This window comes from Nicoliella sp. ESL1120, assembly GCF_058508515.1.
On the sequence record NZ_CP196384.1, the window covers coordinates 83,927 to 102,323 of the forward strand.

17 protein-coding genes, 1 pseudogene and 1 other annotated feature are annotated in these 18,397 nt (G+C 37.5%); of the genes and pseudogenes, 10 read left to right on the forward strand and 8 right to left on the reverse strand.

Features of this window, described 5'->3' with window-relative positions:
• Positions 1-41: 41 nt before the first annotated feature.
• On the forward strand, positions 42-794 hold the full coding sequence (locus ACSYTE_RS07260) for a 3-oxoacyl-ACP reductase (protein ID WP_491717395.1): 753 nt from the start codon (positions 42-44) through the stop codon (positions 792-794).
• A gap of 60 nt (positions 795-854) precedes the next feature.
• On the opposite strand, the gene ACSYTE_RS07265 is transcribed toward ACSYTE_RS07260, so the two are convergent.
• The 4 genes from ACSYTE_RS07265 to ACSYTE_RS07280 form a co-directional block, all read right to left on the reverse strand.
• Positions 855-1,523, reverse strand: a complete 669-nt coding sequence (locus ACSYTE_RS07265; protein ID WP_491717396.1) for a type 1 glutamine amidotransferase — start codon at positions 1,521-1,523, stop codon at positions 855-857.
• An 18-nt stretch (positions 1,524-1,541) separates the two neighbouring features.
• The gene (locus tag ACSYTE_RS07270; protein WP_491717397.1) at positions 1,542-2,285 is read right to left on the reverse strand and encodes a sulfite exporter TauE/SafE family protein; all 744 of its coding nucleotides are present in this window, start codon (positions 2,283-2,285) and stop codon (positions 1,542-1,544) included.
• A 1-nt stretch (position 2,286) separates the two neighbouring features.
• Entirely contained in the window at positions 2,287-2,910 is a 624-nt protein-coding gene (locus ACSYTE_RS07275; protein WP_491717398.1) for a FadR/GntR family transcriptional regulator, read from the reverse strand.
• A 139-nt stretch (positions 2,911-3,049) separates the two neighbouring features.
• Positions 3,050-3,892, reverse strand: coding sequence for a histidine phosphatase family protein (locus ACSYTE_RS07280; protein WP_491717399.1), 843 nt, complete (start codon positions 3,890-3,892; stop codon positions 3,050-3,052).
• Between the two features lie 292 nt (positions 3,893-4,184).
• Here ACSYTE_RS07280 and ACSYTE_RS07285 point away from each other — a divergent pair, with 292 nt between their 5' ends.
• Together ACSYTE_RS07285 and ACSYTE_RS07290 are read left to right on the forward strand one after the other, a co-directional pair.
• Positions 4,185-5,021, forward strand: coding sequence for a hypothetical protein (locus tag ACSYTE_RS07285; RefSeq protein ID WP_491717400.1), 837 nt, complete (start codon positions 4,185-4,187; stop codon positions 5,019-5,021).
• A gap of 70 nt (positions 5,022-5,091) precedes the next feature.
• The gene (locus ACSYTE_RS07290; RefSeq protein ID WP_491717401.1) at positions 5,092-5,469 is read left to right on the forward strand and encodes a DUF2255 family protein; all 378 of its coding nucleotides are present in this window, start codon (positions 5,092-5,094) and stop codon (positions 5,467-5,469) included.
• Positions 5,470-5,541: 72 nt separating this feature from the next.
• Here ACSYTE_RS07290 and ACSYTE_RS07295 read toward each other — a convergent pair whose 3' ends face one another.
• Positions 5,542-6,579, reverse strand: coding sequence for a zinc-binding dehydrogenase (locus tag ACSYTE_RS07295; RefSeq protein ID WP_491717402.1), 1,038 nt, complete (start codon positions 6,577-6,579; stop codon positions 5,542-5,544).
• A gap of 27 nt (positions 6,580-6,606) precedes the next feature.
• The gene (locus ACSYTE_RS07300) at positions 6,607-7,431 is read right to left on the reverse strand and encodes an SDR family oxidoreductase (RefSeq protein ID WP_491717403.1); all 825 of its coding nucleotides are present in this window, start codon (positions 7,429-7,431) and stop codon (positions 6,607-6,609) included.
• 178 nt (positions 7,432-7,609) lie between these two features.
• Between ACSYTE_RS07300 and ACSYTE_RS07305 the strand changes: the two genes are divergently transcribed.
• The 3 genes from ACSYTE_RS07305 (at position 7,610) to ACSYTE_RS07315 (ending at position 10,413) form a co-directional block, all read left to right on the forward strand.
• The gene (locus ACSYTE_RS07305) at positions 7,610-8,539 is read left to right on the forward strand and encodes an NADP-dependent oxidoreductase (RefSeq protein WP_491717404.1); all 930 of its coding nucleotides are present in this window, start codon (positions 7,610-7,612) and stop codon (positions 8,537-8,539) included.
• Positions 8,540-8,652: 113 nt separating this feature from the next.
• Positions 8,653-9,237: a hypothetical protein gene (locus ACSYTE_RS07310; RefSeq protein ID WP_491717405.1), complete on the forward strand. Its 585-nt coding sequence runs from the start codon at positions 8,653-8,655 to the stop codon at positions 9,235-9,237.
• A gap of 129 nt (positions 9,238-9,366) precedes the next feature.
• On the forward strand, positions 9,367-10,413 hold the full coding sequence (locus tag ACSYTE_RS07315; protein ID WP_491717406.1) for a hypothetical protein: 1,047 nt from the start codon (positions 9,367-9,369) through the stop codon (positions 10,411-10,413).
• 49 nt (positions 10,414-10,462) lie between these two features.
• Here ACSYTE_RS07315 and ACSYTE_RS07320 read toward each other — a convergent pair whose 3' ends face one another.
• Entirely contained in the window at positions 10,463-11,530 is a 1,068-nt protein-coding gene (locus tag ACSYTE_RS07320) for a family 20 glycosylhydrolase (RefSeq protein WP_491717407.1), read from the reverse strand.
• Between the two features lie 359 nt (positions 11,531-11,889).
• On the opposite strand from ACSYTE_RS07320, the gene ACSYTE_RS07325 reads away from it, so the two are divergent.
• The 3 genes from ACSYTE_RS07325 to ACSYTE_RS07335 all read left to right on the forward strand — a co-directional run bounded on the left by ACSYTE_RS07325 (position 11,890) and on the right by ACSYTE_RS07335 (position 16,283).
• The gene (locus ACSYTE_RS07325) at positions 11,890-13,305 is read left to right on the forward strand and encodes an amino acid permease (RefSeq protein ID WP_491717408.1); all 1,416 of its coding nucleotides are present in this window, start codon (positions 11,890-11,892) and stop codon (positions 13,303-13,305) included.
• 522 nt (positions 13,306-13,827) lie between these two features.
• Positions 13,828-14,655 carry a 2-keto-4-pentenoate hydratase gene (locus tag ACSYTE_RS07330; RefSeq protein WP_491717409.1) on the forward strand — a complete coding sequence of 276 codons (828 nt, stop codon included), beginning with the start codon at positions 13,828-13,830 and terminating at the stop codon, positions 14,653-14,655.
• Between the two features lie 155 nt (positions 14,656-14,810).
• Positions 14,811-15,054 (forward strand) — a binding site (T-box leader).
• 65 nt (positions 15,055-15,119) lie between these two features.
• Positions 15,120-16,283, forward strand: coding sequence for an aminotransferase class I/II-fold pyridoxal phosphate-dependent enzyme (locus ACSYTE_RS07335; RefSeq protein ID WP_491717410.1), 1,164 nt, complete (start codon positions 15,120-15,122; stop codon positions 16,281-16,283).
• Between the two features lie 28 nt (positions 16,284-16,311).
• On the opposite strand, the pseudogene thiD reads toward ACSYTE_RS07335, so the two are convergent.
• Positions 16,312-17,137 (reverse strand): annotated as a pseudogene (thiD, locus tag ACSYTE_RS07340) (bifunctional hydroxymethylpyrimidine kinase/phosphomethylpyrimidine kinase).
• A gap of 121 nt (positions 17,138-17,258) precedes the next feature.
• Between thiD and ACSYTE_RS07345 the strand changes: the two are divergent.
• Positions 17,259-18,341 carry an Ldh family oxidoreductase gene (locus ACSYTE_RS07345; protein ID WP_491717411.1) on the forward strand — a complete coding sequence of 361 codons (1,083 nt, stop codon included), beginning with the start codon at positions 17,259-17,261 and terminating at the stop codon, positions 18,339-18,341.
• The last annotated feature ends 56 nt before the right edge of the window (positions 18,342-18,397 follow it).

Below are 18,397 nucleotides of genomic sequence, written 5' to 3' on the forward strand. Positions count from 1 at the left end.
CTATTGCTTCATTCGATTAGTCTTTTAAGGAGATTTTTCAAATGGCAAGAACAGTTTTAATTACAGGAGCAAGTTCAGGATTAGGCGCTGAAACTGCGAAACAATTTGGTGAACGGGGCTTTAACGTCGTGGTAAATTATTACCATCATCAAGACGCTGCTGACCAAGTAGTTGAAGAAATTGGATCAGACCATGCAATTGCGATCAAGGCCGACGTTAGGGACAGAAGTCAAATCGATGAACTAGTTAAGCAGGCAATTGATCATTTTGGAAGCCTAGACGTCGTTGTTAATAATGCTTTAGTCGGGTTTAAATTTGATCCCGTTAAGCAAAAGGCTTTTCAAGATTTATCATGGGATGACTACCAAAAACAAATTGACGGGACCTTGAAGGGTGCTTTTAACGTTACCCAAAGTGCGCTTCCTAATATGATTAAAAATCATTATGGAAAGGTCATTAATATCGGGACGAACCTGTTTCAAAATCCGGTGGTTCCTTACCATGAATACACCACTGCAAAGGCAGCATTGATTGGATTTACTAGAAACTTAGCAGCCGAGCTAGGGAGTGCTGGGATTAGTTTTAATATGGTATCAGGAGGATTACTTAGAACCACTAATGCCAGTGCTGTTACTACTCCCGAGGTGTTTGACTTAATTGCCAATCAAACACCACTTAAATCAGTAACTACTCCGAAACAGGTTGCTAAGATGGTGGTATTCTTAGGATCAGACGAAAGTGATGGGATTACAGGTCAAAATTACACTGTTGATGGTGGATTAACAATGAACTAAATATCAAATGAAAGGGCAGTAGTAATCACATTCGTGAATGCTACTGCCTTTTTTCATTGATTATTGTTCATTAATGTAATCTAGTATTCTAAACATGACTGCCTTATTTTCAATTGGAACTGGGGTGTTCAATATTTCTTGAGCGCTTTGGCCTAATATCGAGTCCTTAATATATGGAAAATCATTCACTACCATCTCACGAACGTTATTAGCCTTGGGTTCCAAATGAAATTGGAGTCCAGCAATTCGATGCTTCATCACGAACCCTTGGTTCTTTAAGCCAGGGGTGGAAAATAAACGTTCTGCCCCTGCTGGAATTTTGAACATTTCTTCATGCCAGTGAAGGGCAGTGACTTGTTTTGGTAATCCAGAAATGGCATTACTTTCTAGTTTAACAGCTGCCCAACCAACTTCCTTGACTGGCGATTTACCAACTGGGTATCCCATGGCCTTGGTGATTTGTTGCGCGCCATAACAGACCCCAAGCATTGGCGTATTCCGCTTTAAAAGGGTATTGATTAAATCGCGTTCCTGTTGAATCCAGGGAAAGTTATCGTTGGGACTCATCGGTCCTCCTAAAATAACTAACATATTGGTTTCATCTGCAGTGGGTAAGTAGCCGAATTGGTATGGATGATAGGTATAGACTTCATGGTCGTGTGCTTGCGCCCAGTCTAAAATTGAGCCTGGGCCTTCATTTGGAGTGTGTTGTAAGATATTGATTCTCATATTGGTAACCTCACTTTTCTAATAGGTAGTAATAAATAGATAGGTTGATAATCCGATTGCAAAAATCCCCACGCAAATTTCCATCACTTTAGTAGGGATGAATTTAACAATGATCGGTCCTAAATAGCCGCCGACCACTAGTCCAATCGCTAGTGGAATGATAACGATCCAGTCCACTGGTAAAATCAAAATGAAGATAATGGCGCTGATAATGTTACTAGCTAGTGACAAAACGTTTCTAATCGCATTGTAGACATAATACGGGGCATGAATAATTCTGGACAACACTGCGGTTTCTAAAATTCCTGAACCCGCACCAAAGTAGCCGTTATAAAGACCGATGATGGGGAGAAACAGGTACTGAATGCTTCGTATGAAGCGGTTGTCATGGGGCTGGTCTTTTTTGGGGATCAACATCATGATTCCGGCAAACATAATGATAAACGGGACGATCCGTTTAAATTGAGCATTGCTGCTTTTGATTAGGATGAACGTGCCAATTATGCAACCAAATACTGAAAGTAATGTGATGACCCCAGCTTGTTTGCGATAACTTTTGATTTCCTTAGCAGATGATAGGACCGAGGTACAACCACTGAATATAATACTAATGGTGGCCGTTACATTTGCCATGATGGGAGAAACGCCAATTGACAACAGGATGGGATAGATCGTTAAGACCGCCATCCCGACAATCCCATTTAAAACCCCAGCCGCCAGTCCACCGATAATTAAGAAAATAATTGTTGGGATTGATAACATTTTATTTGCCTACTTCCTGAATTAACTTGATGGCAGCTTCTGCATTTCGATCCATCAATGCATCGAACAACTGATTATGATGCTTAATTTTCCCTTTATAGTGTGGATTCTTAGCAATTGATTGACTTAGATGACTTTTCCATAGTGGCTTTAGTTCCTTGAACCACTTAATTAAATACGCATTTTGTGCCATTTTGACGATTTGTTCATGGAATAGGATATCTTGTTCAAGGTATTCATTGAACTTGCCTTGTGATAATAATTGATTCCTTCTCTTAAGATATGCTTTGAGTGTAATCCATTCTTCAGGAGTAATATCATTATCAACCAATTCAACAATGGCCTCTTTTTCAAGCATTTTCTCAGTTCGCCATAGCAGGGGATTTTGTTCGTCGATCAGCTCCAATTGTTGAACGTATGTTCCTGATCCTTGTTTAATGCTAACCACGCCTGAATGGGCGAGGATTTGCATTGCTTCTCTAATAGTGGAGCGACCGACCGCTAGTTCATTCATTAATTCAGCTTCTTTGGGTAACTTATCACCAGTAGTTAAGTGGTGTTCCTTAATATACATAATGATTTTTTGGATCGTTTCCGTGCCAAGACTTATATTTTTAGATTGCATGTTAACTTTCCCTCCTTAAATACATCATATCATTTATATAATACATCAGATGTATTTTATTACAAGGGTGATTATTGTTTTTTGCTAAAAAAAAACGACCTAATAATAAAGATGATTAGGTCGTTTTAATATTTAATGATTAATCTTGATATTTTACATCAATTGTTTTTTGATCCTTAACTTTGTGATCCTTTAAGTATTTAATGCCCTTATTGACGTAGCTGGTATCGCCGACTTTACCAAATCTAACTTTATTGGTCTTAACATTGTAATAAACCTTTGTGATTCCTGAGTTAGGCATTGCTTCATCGGTAATTAATTTCTTATCAGCAGCACTCATATTGTGATCATATTTTGATAAGTATGCAGTAATGATATCTCCGGAACTAACGACAAGGGCGTTTTTACCCTTTTCCTTAGCAGTCCGTTCAGCTACTTCTTTAATGCCTTTGGCTTCACGTTTAACGATTGCAGTACCACTTTCTGCTCGATCAGCTTTAGGGAGTTTGGTACTATCTTTGTCAATTTCGTACAATGCATCATGCATCTTAACTACAAAATCAGTTCCAAATTTCTTTTGTAGCTCTGCACGACTAGTGGCGTTGTAGTACTTATTTAAAACAGCATCTTCTTGGTCATAATTGTCTAATTCGTATTCACCGTTACCAGCTTCTCTAAATAGGGGCGTTTCGTTAACGGTAACTTTACCATTACCAGAGTAAACCAACATGTCTTTAACCGTATCTAAGTGTCGAATTAACTTTCCGCACGCTGCATCAGTAAACTTGATCCCGCGTAATCCAGCACCAACTTCTTCAGCCACTTTTGCGCCCTTAGGGGTTAATGGATAATCATCCCAACCCTCTGCAAGCTCCATTACGTTTCCCGTAGTTTCACCATGGCGAGCTAGGTAGATCGTAACTTCATTCTTGTTAGAACTTGCTTTTGCACTAACGTTGAGAGTCGAACTACTTACTGTCAATAACGAAATACCAATTACACTGATGGGAATCAATTTACTAAAATGCTTCAAAATAATCGCCTTTTTTCTATTTAATTTTTTGATGCATCTTTATCATATCTCTGAAATTGTAAAAAAGTTAGCATAAAAATGTAAAAAATAAGTAATTAATGGGGGCTAACATGATAGAGGACTGCACATAATCACAAGCAAATATTTACTTTAACTAAAATAAAAAAAGAACAATTGTTTATAACTAATTTATAACCTATAATTATGAATTAAACATCATCATAAATAAGGATTTTAAAATATGAACATTAAATGTATTAAATGTGGGTTTATTAGAGTTGATTCAAAAAATGAATGCCCATATTGCTACAAAATAGATAGTAATAAAAATAAAAAATTTTTTAGCACCTGGGAGGGGATTTATTTAAGGTGTAATTTATGTGACTACATTTATTGCATTGATGATCTTGATTACCCAATATTAAATGCTTGTCCTAGATTCGATTGCGATGCAACGTTAGGTGAAACAACCCCATACGACCATCCAGAATTCAATAAAATTAACTATGCTGACGTTAATTTAGCATCGGCAAAAAAGTTAAAATGCCAAAAATGTGGTTATATTTATAATGATTTGCTTAAAGCGTGTCCTTATTGTGATGCTTCCAATGCTAACGCCAAACCAGTTGCTGATGACGAACCAGGTGGGGTGGAGGTGCAATGCTATCGCTGCAAACGTATTTACCAGGACACCCAAATAACCTGTCCCGAGTGTGGTTCAATCGATTATCATCCGACCCATGCTGATGAGCGGAAGGCTTCACCACATTTTGACCAAGCACCAAATGTAAAGTGCTCCCGATGTAATTTTGTGTATCCGAGCACTTTTTCAGCATGTCCGAACTGTCCTGCCAGAGCAATATGGGCAACTGGAACGAATGCACCATGTACGGTCAGTGAACTCGAAAACACTGTTGATAAAGAACTCCCAGAAGATCAGCCAAGTTATATAGAGAACATTTTCGTTTGGACATTAACGATTATTTTCGGGTTACCAATTATTATTTGGACACTCTTCGTGGTAGCGTTTTTTGGTTTCATTATCTTCTTGCTCTTGGTCATGGTATTCAACGTCTAGGTGCGTGGTGCTTGACTTATAGTTAACTCTAGGTGGTTTAATAGTCTTAATCACAGAAGGGGGCAATATTATGACAAAATGGAATGCTTCACAGTTAGAAGCTTTTGCTACTGCAGATGATATGCACATCTCACCATTTTACGACGATGGCAAGACTTACGGGACACCGACGTTCATTTGGTCGGTCGTTGCTGATGGTAACCTTTACGTTCGTGCTTATAACGGTCAACATTCGAGTTGGTACCAATCAGCAATTAAGCAGGGGGCCGGAAAGATCAAATTGGCGGGACAAGAATTTGAAGTAACCTTCAAATCAGCTGCTGGTAATTCACAATTAGATGCAAAGATCAACCAAGCCTATCAGGATAAGTATGGCAGCAGTCCTTACTATCCACCAATGGTTGAGGCAGGCCCTGTTTCTGCAACCGTCGAAATCGATCCTAAGTAGTTGCTTCAATCTAAATAAAATACCCAATGGTTGTTAAAAATTAATAACAATTATTGGGTATTTTTTATTAAATTATTTAGTAGTAACAACTGACTTAATTGTTTTTCTTTCAGCCATTGCTTTATAAGCATCATCAACATCATCAATGTTGTAACTAGCTGTAAATACTTTTCCAGGATTGATCTGACCATCTAATACTGCTTTTAATAGGATGTTTTTATCATAAGTCGTTACGGATGCAATTCCACCAGCAATGACAACATTATTCCAGAATGCAACTGGGTAGTCAATGTTACCATGGGGAACGCCGACACGACCAACGTGGGCACCAGGACGTGCAACCTTCAAAGCGGTATTAGTCGATAATTCACTTCCGACACATTCGAGTACGGCATCGGCACCAGCGTTGTGGGTAATTTCCATGACTTTTTCGACTGCTTCATCCCCACGTTCTTCAATAATATCGGTCGCCCCAAATTCTTTGGCTAATGCTTGACGATCAGCGTGACGACTCATGGCAACGATCCGCTTAGCACCGAGTAATTGAGCAGCAATGATTCCACAAAGTCCAACTGCGCCGTCCCCAACAACCACAACTGTATCACCGTTTTGGACGTTGGCTGTCTTAGCAGCATGAAATCCAGTGGCCATTACATCGGATAGGGATAAGAATGAATTGAGCATTCCTTGGCTATAATCTTCTGGATTGCCAGGAACCTTCACTAAAGCCCAATTTGCATGTTGGAAGCGCACATATTCTGATTGATACCCGTTACTAAAATTATCAGAATGGCTTTGACAATTCCCATCAAAGCCAGCCCGACAAGCTGCACAATGGCCACACCCATGGGTGAACGGTGCAATCACAAAGTCACCAGGCTTAACCGTGGTGATGGCTTTTCCAACTGATTCAACAATTCCGATTGCTTCATGGCCGTTGTTCAATGAATTAGGTGCTTTCTTATCTAATCCACGGTATGTCCAAAGATCTGATCCGCAGACACAAGCTTGCACAACATGTAAAATAACATCATCGTCTTTTTCAATTTCTGGTTTGGCAACGTCTTTCACTTCGACTTTCCCAGCTTTCACAAAACGTGTTTGTTTCATATTTAAATTCTCCCTTAAAATTAGTTTTTAATCTTTATCACCGTAGTAAAAATCTGCAGTCGCACCACCATCAGCTAGGAAGGTCGCACCAGTGATGAAGGCCCCGCGGTCGCTCATTAATAGCTCAGCAACGTTAGCGATTTCATCAGCCGTACCTGGCCGTCCAGCAGGGGACTTAGCGAACATCTTTTTATAAAAATCACCGCGAATCCCGTTAAATTCGTCAATTGCAAGGGGGGTAACAATGATTCCAGGAGCAATGTCGTTAATCCGCGCACCACGCTTGCCCCATTTAACGGCTTCTGCCATCACTCGTTTTTCGTTACAACGCTTGGCCAGTTGATAAGCCTTAAGGGTATTTTCAATATTATCGGGTTGTAGTAAGGCTAAATCCAATAGTTGTTCAGTTGGGGTACAAGCAAGTTGTTGATCTTCTTCAGCAGTAAGGGCGGGCATTCTAAATCCAGATTGACTGGAAATGGTGACCCCAGTTCCGCCCTTGGCAATAACCTTACCGACTTCTTCTAATAAAACTGCCGTTCCGTATAGATCGACCTTTAAAATCGCTTCGATCGATGCTTGGCTAGGTGATAGTCCCGCCCCGTTAACGAGTTGTTTAATTTCACCATATTGTTGAGCAGTCTGGATCATTTCCTGAATTGATGCCCGTGACGATAGATCCATTTCTACGGCCTCGACATCAAAGCCCGCATTCGTCATCGTTTCAGCAATTCGGTTAGCATTATTAGGGTTCTTATCCCCTAGGATAATCTTTTTATCGGCACCCATCCGTCTAGCAATCGCCATACTTAATTGACCAGCACCCGTTACAATCATTACATCTTTTGCCAAAATATTCATCTACTTTCTTGATTTGATGTTATTAGCTTACAGCTTAAAGTTGGGTTTAAGTCAACGTTTTTTATTTATTAATTTAGGATTCACTATTAAAATACATTCAATTGACTTTAGTTTTTGATAATACTAGCATTTAAGCATAGTAGTAAATTATCATAAGGGTGGAATTAAGATGAAAGCAATTGAATACAATGAATATGGTAATAATTCAGTTCTAAAGTTAGCAGACAAAGTTACTAAGAACCCTGTTGAACATGAAATCATCGTTAAAACTAAGGCGGTCAGCATTAATCCAATGGACTGGAAGTTAATGATGGGCTATATGCAACAGATGATGTCCATGCAATTTCCAGCAACGCCTGGGATCGATGTCACTGGGGTGGTTGAATCCGTTGGATCATCTGTTACCAAATTCAAACCAGGTGATCGGGTCGTATCATTTGTTAATACCTATAAGGGAACGCTTCAAGAAGAAACTGTTACTTTAGATAGTTTAACCGCGATTCTACCGAGTTCAGTATCATTTGAAGATGGGGCAACGATTCCAGTGGCTGGTTTAACTGCCTATCAATCATTATTCGATAAATTGCACCTTCAAGCAGGTGAACGGTTATTGATCAAAGGTGGCGCAGGAGCAGTGGGGATGTTTGCAATTCAATTTGCTAAAAATGCTGGAGCCAATGTCTCAGTGACCGCTAGTCCTGATCATAATGATTTTTTGCAGGGGTTAGGAGTTGATAAGGTAATTGATTATCACAATTCCGATGCATTTAAAGACGTTGATAAGTTTGATAAAATTTTAGATTTGATTGGTGGCAAGACGCTGGCGGCTAGTTATTCGCTGATTAAAGTCGGTGGAGCAATCGTTTCAACTAGTGGGATGCCTGACCAGGATATTTGTAAGCAACTATCCATTAATGGTGATTTCATTCAGACTGAAGTTAAGCCGAATCAATTAGCTGCAATTGCAGAACAAATTGCTGATAATAAAGTCAAGGTGACCATTTCAAAGCAATATGATTTTAGCTTGGTGAATGTTAAGCAGGCGTTCGAAGAAAGTGAAGCAGGGCATACAACGGGTAAGATTGTAGTTATATTTTAATTAATCAATTTTTAAGATAATAATTATGAAACGATTTAAATGATTATTATCATTTAATCACAATAATTGATTAAATATATTTATTAAATTAAAATATTTATGAGGTGAATATTATGAAAAAAATAAAAACTTTATTGATTTCCACAATTCTGGCTAGTGGGACTGTCTTTGGACTTACATATTCAAATCCTACGAACGTCTCTGCTGCTAAACACGTAGAGCACGTTCAAAAAGATTACGTCCCCCTTGTTAAGGAAATGATTTTAGATGATGCTAACGAAGCAAAATATATTAATATTCGTGGTGCCAAACAAATGAAATTTGATAAGAAATTAAACAAGGAAGCACAGACATATGCCAGCAAAGCAATGAAGTATATCTTTGGTGGTAAACATAGAGCATTTAATGATAAAGCATTCAATAAAATTGCAGGTAAGTACTATGCTAAAAACCACAATAAATCTATTTTTACTTCTAGAGCTTGGAACAATAAACGTTTAAATGCTGCCCAGACAGCAAGTTGGGTAGAACAACCATTATTCAACGCTGGTAGTAGTGGTAAAGTTGGTAAGAATTATAATAAATTCATTAAGACTAAGGGCTTTAAGCGTCTCGGAGTTGGGTTCGTTTATGGATACAATCCAAATAATAGTAAATTCCCCCACGAAAGCATCGCCATTGTGGTTGCTAAAAAATAATCATTAGAAATGAAAATTTAAATAACCCCTGAATGATGGTTCTTCATCCAGAGGTTATTTTTTAATTATTAGCTAGTTTAAGCGTAAAAAGACTAAATTAGATAATGTATTGAAGGGGATGGGGAATTCATGATTAAAAAAATCACGACCACCATGTTGTTATCTGCAACATTATTTCTACTGGTAACAAATGCAGTTCATGCCGAAGTAAAAAATGAAGATGGCATCATCGTATCTAATGACCAGGTTCCAGCATCGATTAAATTTTATTGGGACTACTGGCGTGAAATTAAATTGACCAAACCAGTTCAAGCAAAACTAGTTCATTACCCAAGTGATTCTTCAGGTCAAAAGATCGTCACTAAAACAAAAATCATTCCAGAAAATACAATCATCTATGCCAAGGGGATGCGTTCCTATAGTCCGCCTAGCAATTCGTATTTTGCAATTACGAAAAGCAAAAATGATCTAATTTATGGAAAAAGCACTTTTTCGTTCACAAAGCCATATTGGACGATTAATTATAATGATATTATCAACTTTGAATTAACTAGTAACAACGATCCAATTAGTAAAATTAACGTTAAAACATTAACCAGTAATTCATTTACGAATGATAAATGGCAATCAGGATATCTTTCATTAGCTAATTTAACAGATGGTCTTGGGAATAACAGCATTTTTTCTCAATCATATTCTGGGTTAAAACGCTATGAAAAATTAATGAATCAAGATAATGATACTGATACCGACAGTTCGAAAGATAAAAAACTTACTACCCAAATTAAGCGGGTCTTAAAAAATAATTTTATTAATTATAAGGGAAAAGATATTACTAAGGTATTTAAAGTCCGTGCATATAAAGATAAAACAGTTCAAGTAAAAATTGGTAAACATGTTTATTATGCAAGTAATTCAAATATTTTACCTTACAACACCACTAGTAATAATGGGATCACATCGTTAGAAAAGCCAACCACAAGCGGGATTCAGAAAGTGGTGTTAAGGGCTGGTGATACCATATACAATACTAACTACCAATCTTGGAATATTGGATTGTCCGCTAAAAATGGTGATTTTAGTAAAACTAGATATTATAGTTATGAATTTAATAGTCAAAATTGGTATCATAATAGCTATGATGGTCAAAAATGGCACCATAAATTATTAAAATAAATATTTGAAAATATGGAATAAAAAAACTAGTCCAGCTGGACTAGTTTTTTTATTTAGTAAGCTTACCCTTGTGGACCCAATCTAAAAATGCGTTGACCCATGGCATTAATTCTTTAACTGTCTTAGCTGGGGTCATTTCTGGCTTGTCATCATACCAGATACTAGAGGCAGATCCAATGATATTCTTGGAAGCTTTTACCTTTGTATAAAAATTTTTTTCGTTAAAAATATTTTCACCAAAATAGGTGTCTAGATCCTTTAAGTAGTACTTGTAATTTTCCTTGGTAACAAAACTCTTTTCAGGTAGTAAATATAGAAAGTATGAATTAATGTTGACTAATTTATACCCATTACTAAGTAATTGGGAAGCAGAAGCATTGTTGGCCAAGTTATCCTTCGTATATGACTTAACATCTTGGTCACCAGTTTGACTCCAGTATTCAATTACAATATCTAAGTTTAGCTTTTTGAACGTTAATTTTTGAGCACTATCATTATACATCCACATTTGATAACCTTTGAGGCTTTCATCTAGTTCATTATCAAACTTGAGCAATGCTTGCTTATGCTTTGCACTCGCTACGGATAGTTCATCACCACCAGTGCCAATCGGGCTACCTGCTGGAATCAACGGTAAATATTCCTGAAAAATAGCTTTCACAAGGTCTTTAGTTGCCGTTTTACCATAGCTAAGTTGTTCATACGCAGTATCGTATACTTCCTTATCTAACTTCGGATTAGTTACCTTTAAAACATTATGTAACCCAACCGTATGCGAAGGAACATCAATTTCAGGAATCACAGTAATATGTTTTTTTAACCCATATTTAACCAACTCTTTAAATTGTGCTTTGCTCATAAATAGTTTTTTGGTATCAGAATTATAGTAAAGACCATCCTTCATTTTAGGGTATTTTTTAACTGTTTGACCAATTGTATCATTTTCAATTGCAAAATCCGTATCGTCAGTCAGATGCAATTTAAGGTAATTGCCCTTGTGTTTAGCTACATTATTAATCATGATTTTGATCTGCTTAACATTAGTGGGGTTCCTTGCATCATCATAATCAAGGCCGTGCCACCTAGTACTGGAAGCGCTGGCACTTTTAAAACTCATACCTAATCCCAATCCCCCGATTAGGCACACGATAAAAACCATCATCAATGATTTGAATCCGGATTTATTCATATATCATCATCTCTCTTTATGGATAATTATATCACTAACTTATTCATAACATATTTTAATATATATATATTTATATTAAAAGTGGGTTACATTATAAATCATTTTCTTTACCGATCTTTTATGATGATGATAGTTAATAATTAATATATATACATGTAATAGCGAGTTATGTTATTTTTTATTACATTAATCCTTGACATATGAATAAAATTAGAATAATATTAGTAAAAATTAGATATTTATAATTTAATTTTAATTCAACTTTTATATTTCATGGGGTGATATTAATGGATATCTTTAGGAAAAAAGATTTAACAAAAATAACTGCCAATGCATCCCCATTAAAGCGAAGCCTTAAGACCATGGACTTAACTTTATTAGGAATTGGTGAAATTATTGGGACAGGGATTTTTGTATTGACAGGGAAGGCCTCCCTAACTGCTGGCCCTTCGATTATCGTATCGTTCATTATTGCTGCGATTTGTTGTGGGTTTGCTGGACTATGTTACGGTGAATTCGCATCGTTCGCACCAATTTCTGGATCAGCTTATACGTATTCTTACCTAGCATTTGGTGAGATCATTGCATTCATTATTGGATGGGATCTAATTTTGGAATATGCATTAGGTGCTTCCGCCGTTGCTGTAGGTTGGTCAGGGTATTTAACGAGCTTACTACATAGTTTTGGGATTAATATTCCACCATCGTTAGCAAGCGCTGCTGGTACGACTCCTGGAGTAACTTCATACTTCAATGTCCCTGCTTTTCTTTTGATTATTGTTCTTACGTTCATCATCTCACAGGGGATTAACCAAACCAAGCGAATTAATGACATCATGGTGTTCGTAAAAATTGGGGTGATTGTATTATTTATTGTTTCGACCTTCTGGGCGATCAAGAGTTACAATTGGAAACCATTTGCTCCTTATGGCTGGTATTCATTCAACCATGGTGTTGCTTCAGGAATTATTCCAGGGGCTTCGATCGTATTCTTCTCATTTATCGGTTTTGATGCCGTTTCGTCTAGTGCTGAAGAAACCGTTAATCCAAGCAAGACCCTTCCAAGAGGAATTATGCTATCGTTGATTATTTCAACTGTTTTATATATCCTAATGACATTAATCATGACTGGGGTAGTTAAATACACTGCATTTGCTAACTACTTGAACGATCCAGTAATTGCCGTATTAAGATCGACTGGTCAAACATGGCTATCAGTAATCGTGAGTGTCGGGGCCATCCTCGGAATGACGACCGTTACACTGGTTTCCCTATACGGCCAAACTAGAATTAGTTACTCAATGGGGCGGGACGGCTTATTCCCTAAATTCTTTGGTGAAGTTAATAAGAAGAAACAAGTGCCAGTAAAGGGAACGTGGTTCTTTGGAATTATCACTGCACTAGTTGCTGGAGCCGTTAACTTAAATGTCCTCTCAGAAATGGTTAATATCGGAACATTAGTCGCATTTATCCTTGTATCAGCTGGAATTATTTGGATGCGCAAAAAACACCCAGAAATTCACAGAGGCTTCAAGGTTCCAGGGGTTCCTTTCGTTCCATTGATTTCAATTGCATTTTGTATCCTGTTGATCTTAGGATTGAACTGGGAAACATGGGTCAGATTCGTCGTTTGGTTCGCAATTGGGATGGTCGTATATGTCCTATATGGCAAGCATCACTCCAAGCTAGAAAAGCAAAGTTAGAATAAAATGAAAATAAATTAAAATAAAATGTCAAAAAGTGTTGACTTTATAATTTTAGGGTATATACTTGTAGACAATCAGATAAACAAATAGCGATTATAAGAAAAAACGAATTAATCGATCTTTCAGAAAGCATTGGGTTGATGTGACAATGCATTGAGATTATGAGTAGTTATCATTCTTTAGTTAGTAGACTGAACTTAAAGTAAGTCCTACCGGAAGCACCCGTTATCATGCCAGCGTATCGTTGATTTTTAAATTAACCGTACGTCGAGGTCAAGCGATTATTGCTTGGCGAATTAAGGTGGTAACGCGCGTGAGCGCCCTTAGGATCCCAATTAATTTGGGAGGCTAAGGGCGCTTTTTGCTTTTCTGAAATAATAATAAGAAAGAAGTGGTTCGTATGAAATCAGACATTAGCAACAACTCAGATGACAGCGAGATTCAGATTAAAAATTACATTAGGATGATAGTACGAATCATTTCAATTGATTCGTTCTAAAAATTAAGGAGCGATTTATTATGACAAACACTAACACTAACCAAGAAAACTTAACTGTAGTAGAATTAAATGACGCTGAAGAAAAATTAGCACAAGCACTTTTCAATGCTTATACTAACCGCGAAGCTCTTAAGATGGATGAATGGGCAAACTTACTTAGTGATGAAGATGCATCATATCGAGTACAACGTCGATTAATGGAACTTAAGTCACAACCATTAGGTGGTTACAAAGTTAGTCTAACTAGCAAGCAAACCCAAGACATGTTCGATTCTACCGAACCACTATATGGAGCTCAAGTTCAAGAACATTTCGTTAAGTCACCAGCAACATTATCATTAAGTAGTGATTTAATGGATCCACTTGCTGAAGTTGAATTGGTTTTCAAGGCCAAAGAAGACCTATCAGTTAACGATTCACTTGAAGATTTAGCTCGTAAGACGACCGTTGCTTCAGGAGTTGAAGTTCCTGATTGCCGCTTCTCTGACTGGTTCCCATCATTATCTAAATACTTAGTCATGGCAGATGCCGCTGTTGGTGGATACGTAGTCTACGGTGAAGAACGAGATACCAGCGAATTCAGTTTGAAGGACTTAGAAAACGTCCATACCAAACTTTATCATGATGGTAAAGAAGAAGTCGATGGGGTTTCATCTGAAGTATTAGGCAACCCATTAAATTCACTTCAATGGCTTGTGAAGAAATTACACGAACAAGGCCAATCATTTAAAGCTGGTCAACGTGTATCATCAGGTACTTTCTTATTACCACCACGCTTAACTGCTGGTGATTGGACTGCTAAGTTCGATAATGGATTTAGCGATGTTACCGTTAACGTTAAGGAATAATCAATTTTAAGCCAATAAATAAAAATAAAAAGCGGATTAATTTCACGATCAAGAAATTAATCCGCTTTTTATTTTTCAATAAGTTAATCTAAATTAACATCACTTGAAAATAATTTGAAAATGATTATAATATAATTAGAAAAATAAATATTTGCATAAACAATTTGAGCAGGAGAGTAATTAAGTGACACTACTAAGAAAGTCCATGGTCGATGTAAATGGATTAGCTGTTGGTTAATGAAAATGACCTGTGATTTGGTATTATCGATATTAGATAATAATGCCTTGGCACCCCATTAACGGTGCACACGTTTTTGAATCTTTCAAAAACGTTAATAAGGTGACTCATAATATAACGAGTCTAAATTAGAATGGTACCACGGAGCCTCCGTTTCTAGACAGTGTAGAAATGGGGGCTTTTGTTTATCTGTAAATTAAATCATTTAGATAGTGAGGCGTTGAAAATGGACCTATCAAGTAAAATTAACAATACGGTAAAACAAATGAAGTCAAACGAGATTGTCGAATTTAATTTAAAAATTGCCGACATCCCTGGTTTAATTTCATTGACATATGGAGAACCTGATTTTGCCACTCCTCGACACATCAAGGATGCTGCTATTAAAGCAATTGAGGATGATGAAAGTCACTATACTGACCCCAGGGGAATCAAACCGCTGCGCCAGAACGCAGTTAAATTTTTAAAAGATAAATATGGTCTAAATTATGATCCAGATACTCAAATCACCACCACTGTTGGCTTAGCAGAAGGGATTCACGATGTTTTTACGACCATTTTAAATCCAGGAGACGAGGTGTTAATTCCGACCCCTACCTATCCATTATATGCTGCTAACGTAAAGTTTAATAAGGCCACTCCTGTATTCATTGATACATCTGATAATGACTTTATTTTATCACCAGAAAAACTCAAAAATGCTTTTCAAGAACATCCCAATGCAAAGGCAATTATTATTAATTACCCTAATAATCCAGTTGGTAATACATATACCAAAGATCAATTAGTTGCATTAGCTAATGTTATTAAGCAACACGAGGTCTTTTTGATTAGTGATGAAATCTATAGTGAGCTAACGTATGATGAACCGCATACTTCTTTTGGAAAGCTACTCCCTGACCAAACGATCGTTATGAACGGAGCCTCCAAAACATTCGCAATGACTGGCTGGCGAATCGGAATCGTTTGCGGGCCTGCAAATATTATTAGTAAAATCAACGCCGTTCATACCTTGATTAATACTAATGCAACCGATAATGCCCAATACGCTGCTAGTGAAGCATTTAAAAATGGGCAAAATGACGGGATCGAAATGAAAAAGACCTATTTAAAACGGCGAAAGTTACTTCGTGATGGTTTAACGCGTGCTGGATTTACCAGCCCTGAACCGAGTGGGGGGTTTTATATTTTTGCCAAAATTCCAGAACAATTTGAACAAGACAGCTATAAATTCGGTTATCAACTTGCAAAAGAGGCATTGATTGGAATCATGCCAGGTGCAATCTTTGGCCCTGGTGGCGATGGCTATGTCAGATTTAGCTATGCCGCTAGTACTGAAGACCTAACTGAAGTTGTGAATCGCGTTCAAAAGTTTGTTGATGAACACTAATTTCATAACGACTAAAATGATAAATCTATTAATAAGGTTTATCATTTTCTTTTCCAGCCCAATTGTTGATTGGACCGAATTCATGACCAACAATAATTTCGTTTTTGATTGCTAAATCAACGTAGCTTTTAGCATCACGAACTGATTTTTCAATTGAGTGTCCCCTTGCTAATCCAGCAGCAATGGCAGCAGAAAGCGCATCCCCAGTCCCATTTTTACGATTCGTTTTAAAGTAGGGGCCATTTAGCCATACTTGTTTGCCAGATGCTAACAATAAAAGATCATTCACGGTTTCTTGTTGTTGACCATTACGATCATGACGCCCCTTGATCATTACATTTTCACACCCTAGCTCCAATAGTTGATTGGCGACCTTAACCATATCTGATTTTTTTTTGAATTTTAGAACCAGTCAACACCTCTGCTTCATAGTAGTTAGGAGTAATAATGGTGGCGATCGGGATTAATGCCTCCTTTAAGGTGTCAATCGCAATTTGATCCAATAACACCTCACCGGTTTTGGCTAATATGACTGGATCTACAACCAGAGGACCGAAGTCATGCTGATGATAATTATTAACCACTAATTTAATTAATTCAGCATTTTCTAATAATCCAGTTTTACAAGCCTTAATATCGTAGTCAGCACTTAAGGCTTTAAATTCATTTTGAATGAATGACATCGGTAGCATATGACTATCTAAAATCCCGTATGAATTAGCTGCGACAGTGGTGGTCACTACGGAAAGACCATATACCTTCATTGCCATCATCGTCTTAAGATCGATCGGCATGCCACCACCACCGTCACTATCGATCCCAGCAATCGTTAGGGCTTCTGGAAATTGTTGCATTCGAATGCACCTCGTTTCTAAATTCAGTTAACATTAGTATTAATTATATCAAAATTGAAGGGGGGCGTTAATTTAAAAATAAGTTGGCACCAAGTAACTACATACCTAGGAGGATTTTAATATGAAAATTAAAGCAACTGATGAATTAAGATATTTAGAACAAGTTTTTAATAAGAAGGGGTTTTCAGAAGCAGACAGTAAACTATTGGCAGATACACTTGTGGATGCTGATTTAAGGGGAATCTCATCCCATGGAATCCAGCGGTTAGCATGGTACTTAAAAATGGTGGATGATGGGACAATTCAACCGCAAAATCAGGTTAAGATTCTTAAAGAGGCTCCGACCAGTATGTTAGTGGACGCAAATCAAAATATGGGCCAAATTGCATGTAATGTTGCAATGAATAAACTAATTCAAAAAGCAAAGGAAACGGTAATTTCGATGGCCGTCATCCGCAATTCCAACCACTTTGGAACTGCTGGCTATTGGGCAAGAAAGGCAGTGGCAGAAGGATTAATCGGCATTGCGTTCACGAATACAAGGCCATTGGTCGTGCCGACAAATGCATTAGAAGCTTTTCTAGGTTCGAATGCATTCGCATTTACTTTCCCAGCTGAACCACATCCATTTGTATTTGATGGAGCAACTTCGGTCGTTTCTGGTGGAAAGATTCAAGTTTTAGACAAGAAAAAACAACCCCTTCCTGGTGAGTGGGCGGTTGACAAGCAACGCAACGTCGTCTCAGATGCAAAACAAGCGGAAGATATTTTAGCCACTGCAGCATTAACGCCAACTCAAAAGGGGGGCGGTGTTTTAACGCTTGGTGGTGTAAACGAACACAATTCTAACTATAAGGGGTTCGGCAACTCACTAGTTGTTGAAATTTTAACTGGAATCTTAGCACAAGGGTCAATTTCTGCTGATACTAATGTTGGAAAACATGATTTTAGTCAATGTTTAATTACAATTGATCCCTCGTTTTTTGGCAACTTAGCTGATCTAAGAACTAAGGCGACCGATATGTTTAACCGTATTAGAAACTTAGATCACCTCCCAGAAACTGAAATTAAGATTCCTGGTGATCGTGAATATAAAAACTATGCGCATAATCAAAAACATGGGGTATCAATCGATGATGTAACGTCAGCACAAATTCAACAAATTGCTACGGAACTATCAATCCCAGCACCACAGGCACTTTAATCTGAAATCGGGATATAATTATCTACTGGTAAGCAGAGTAATTATGTCCCGATTTT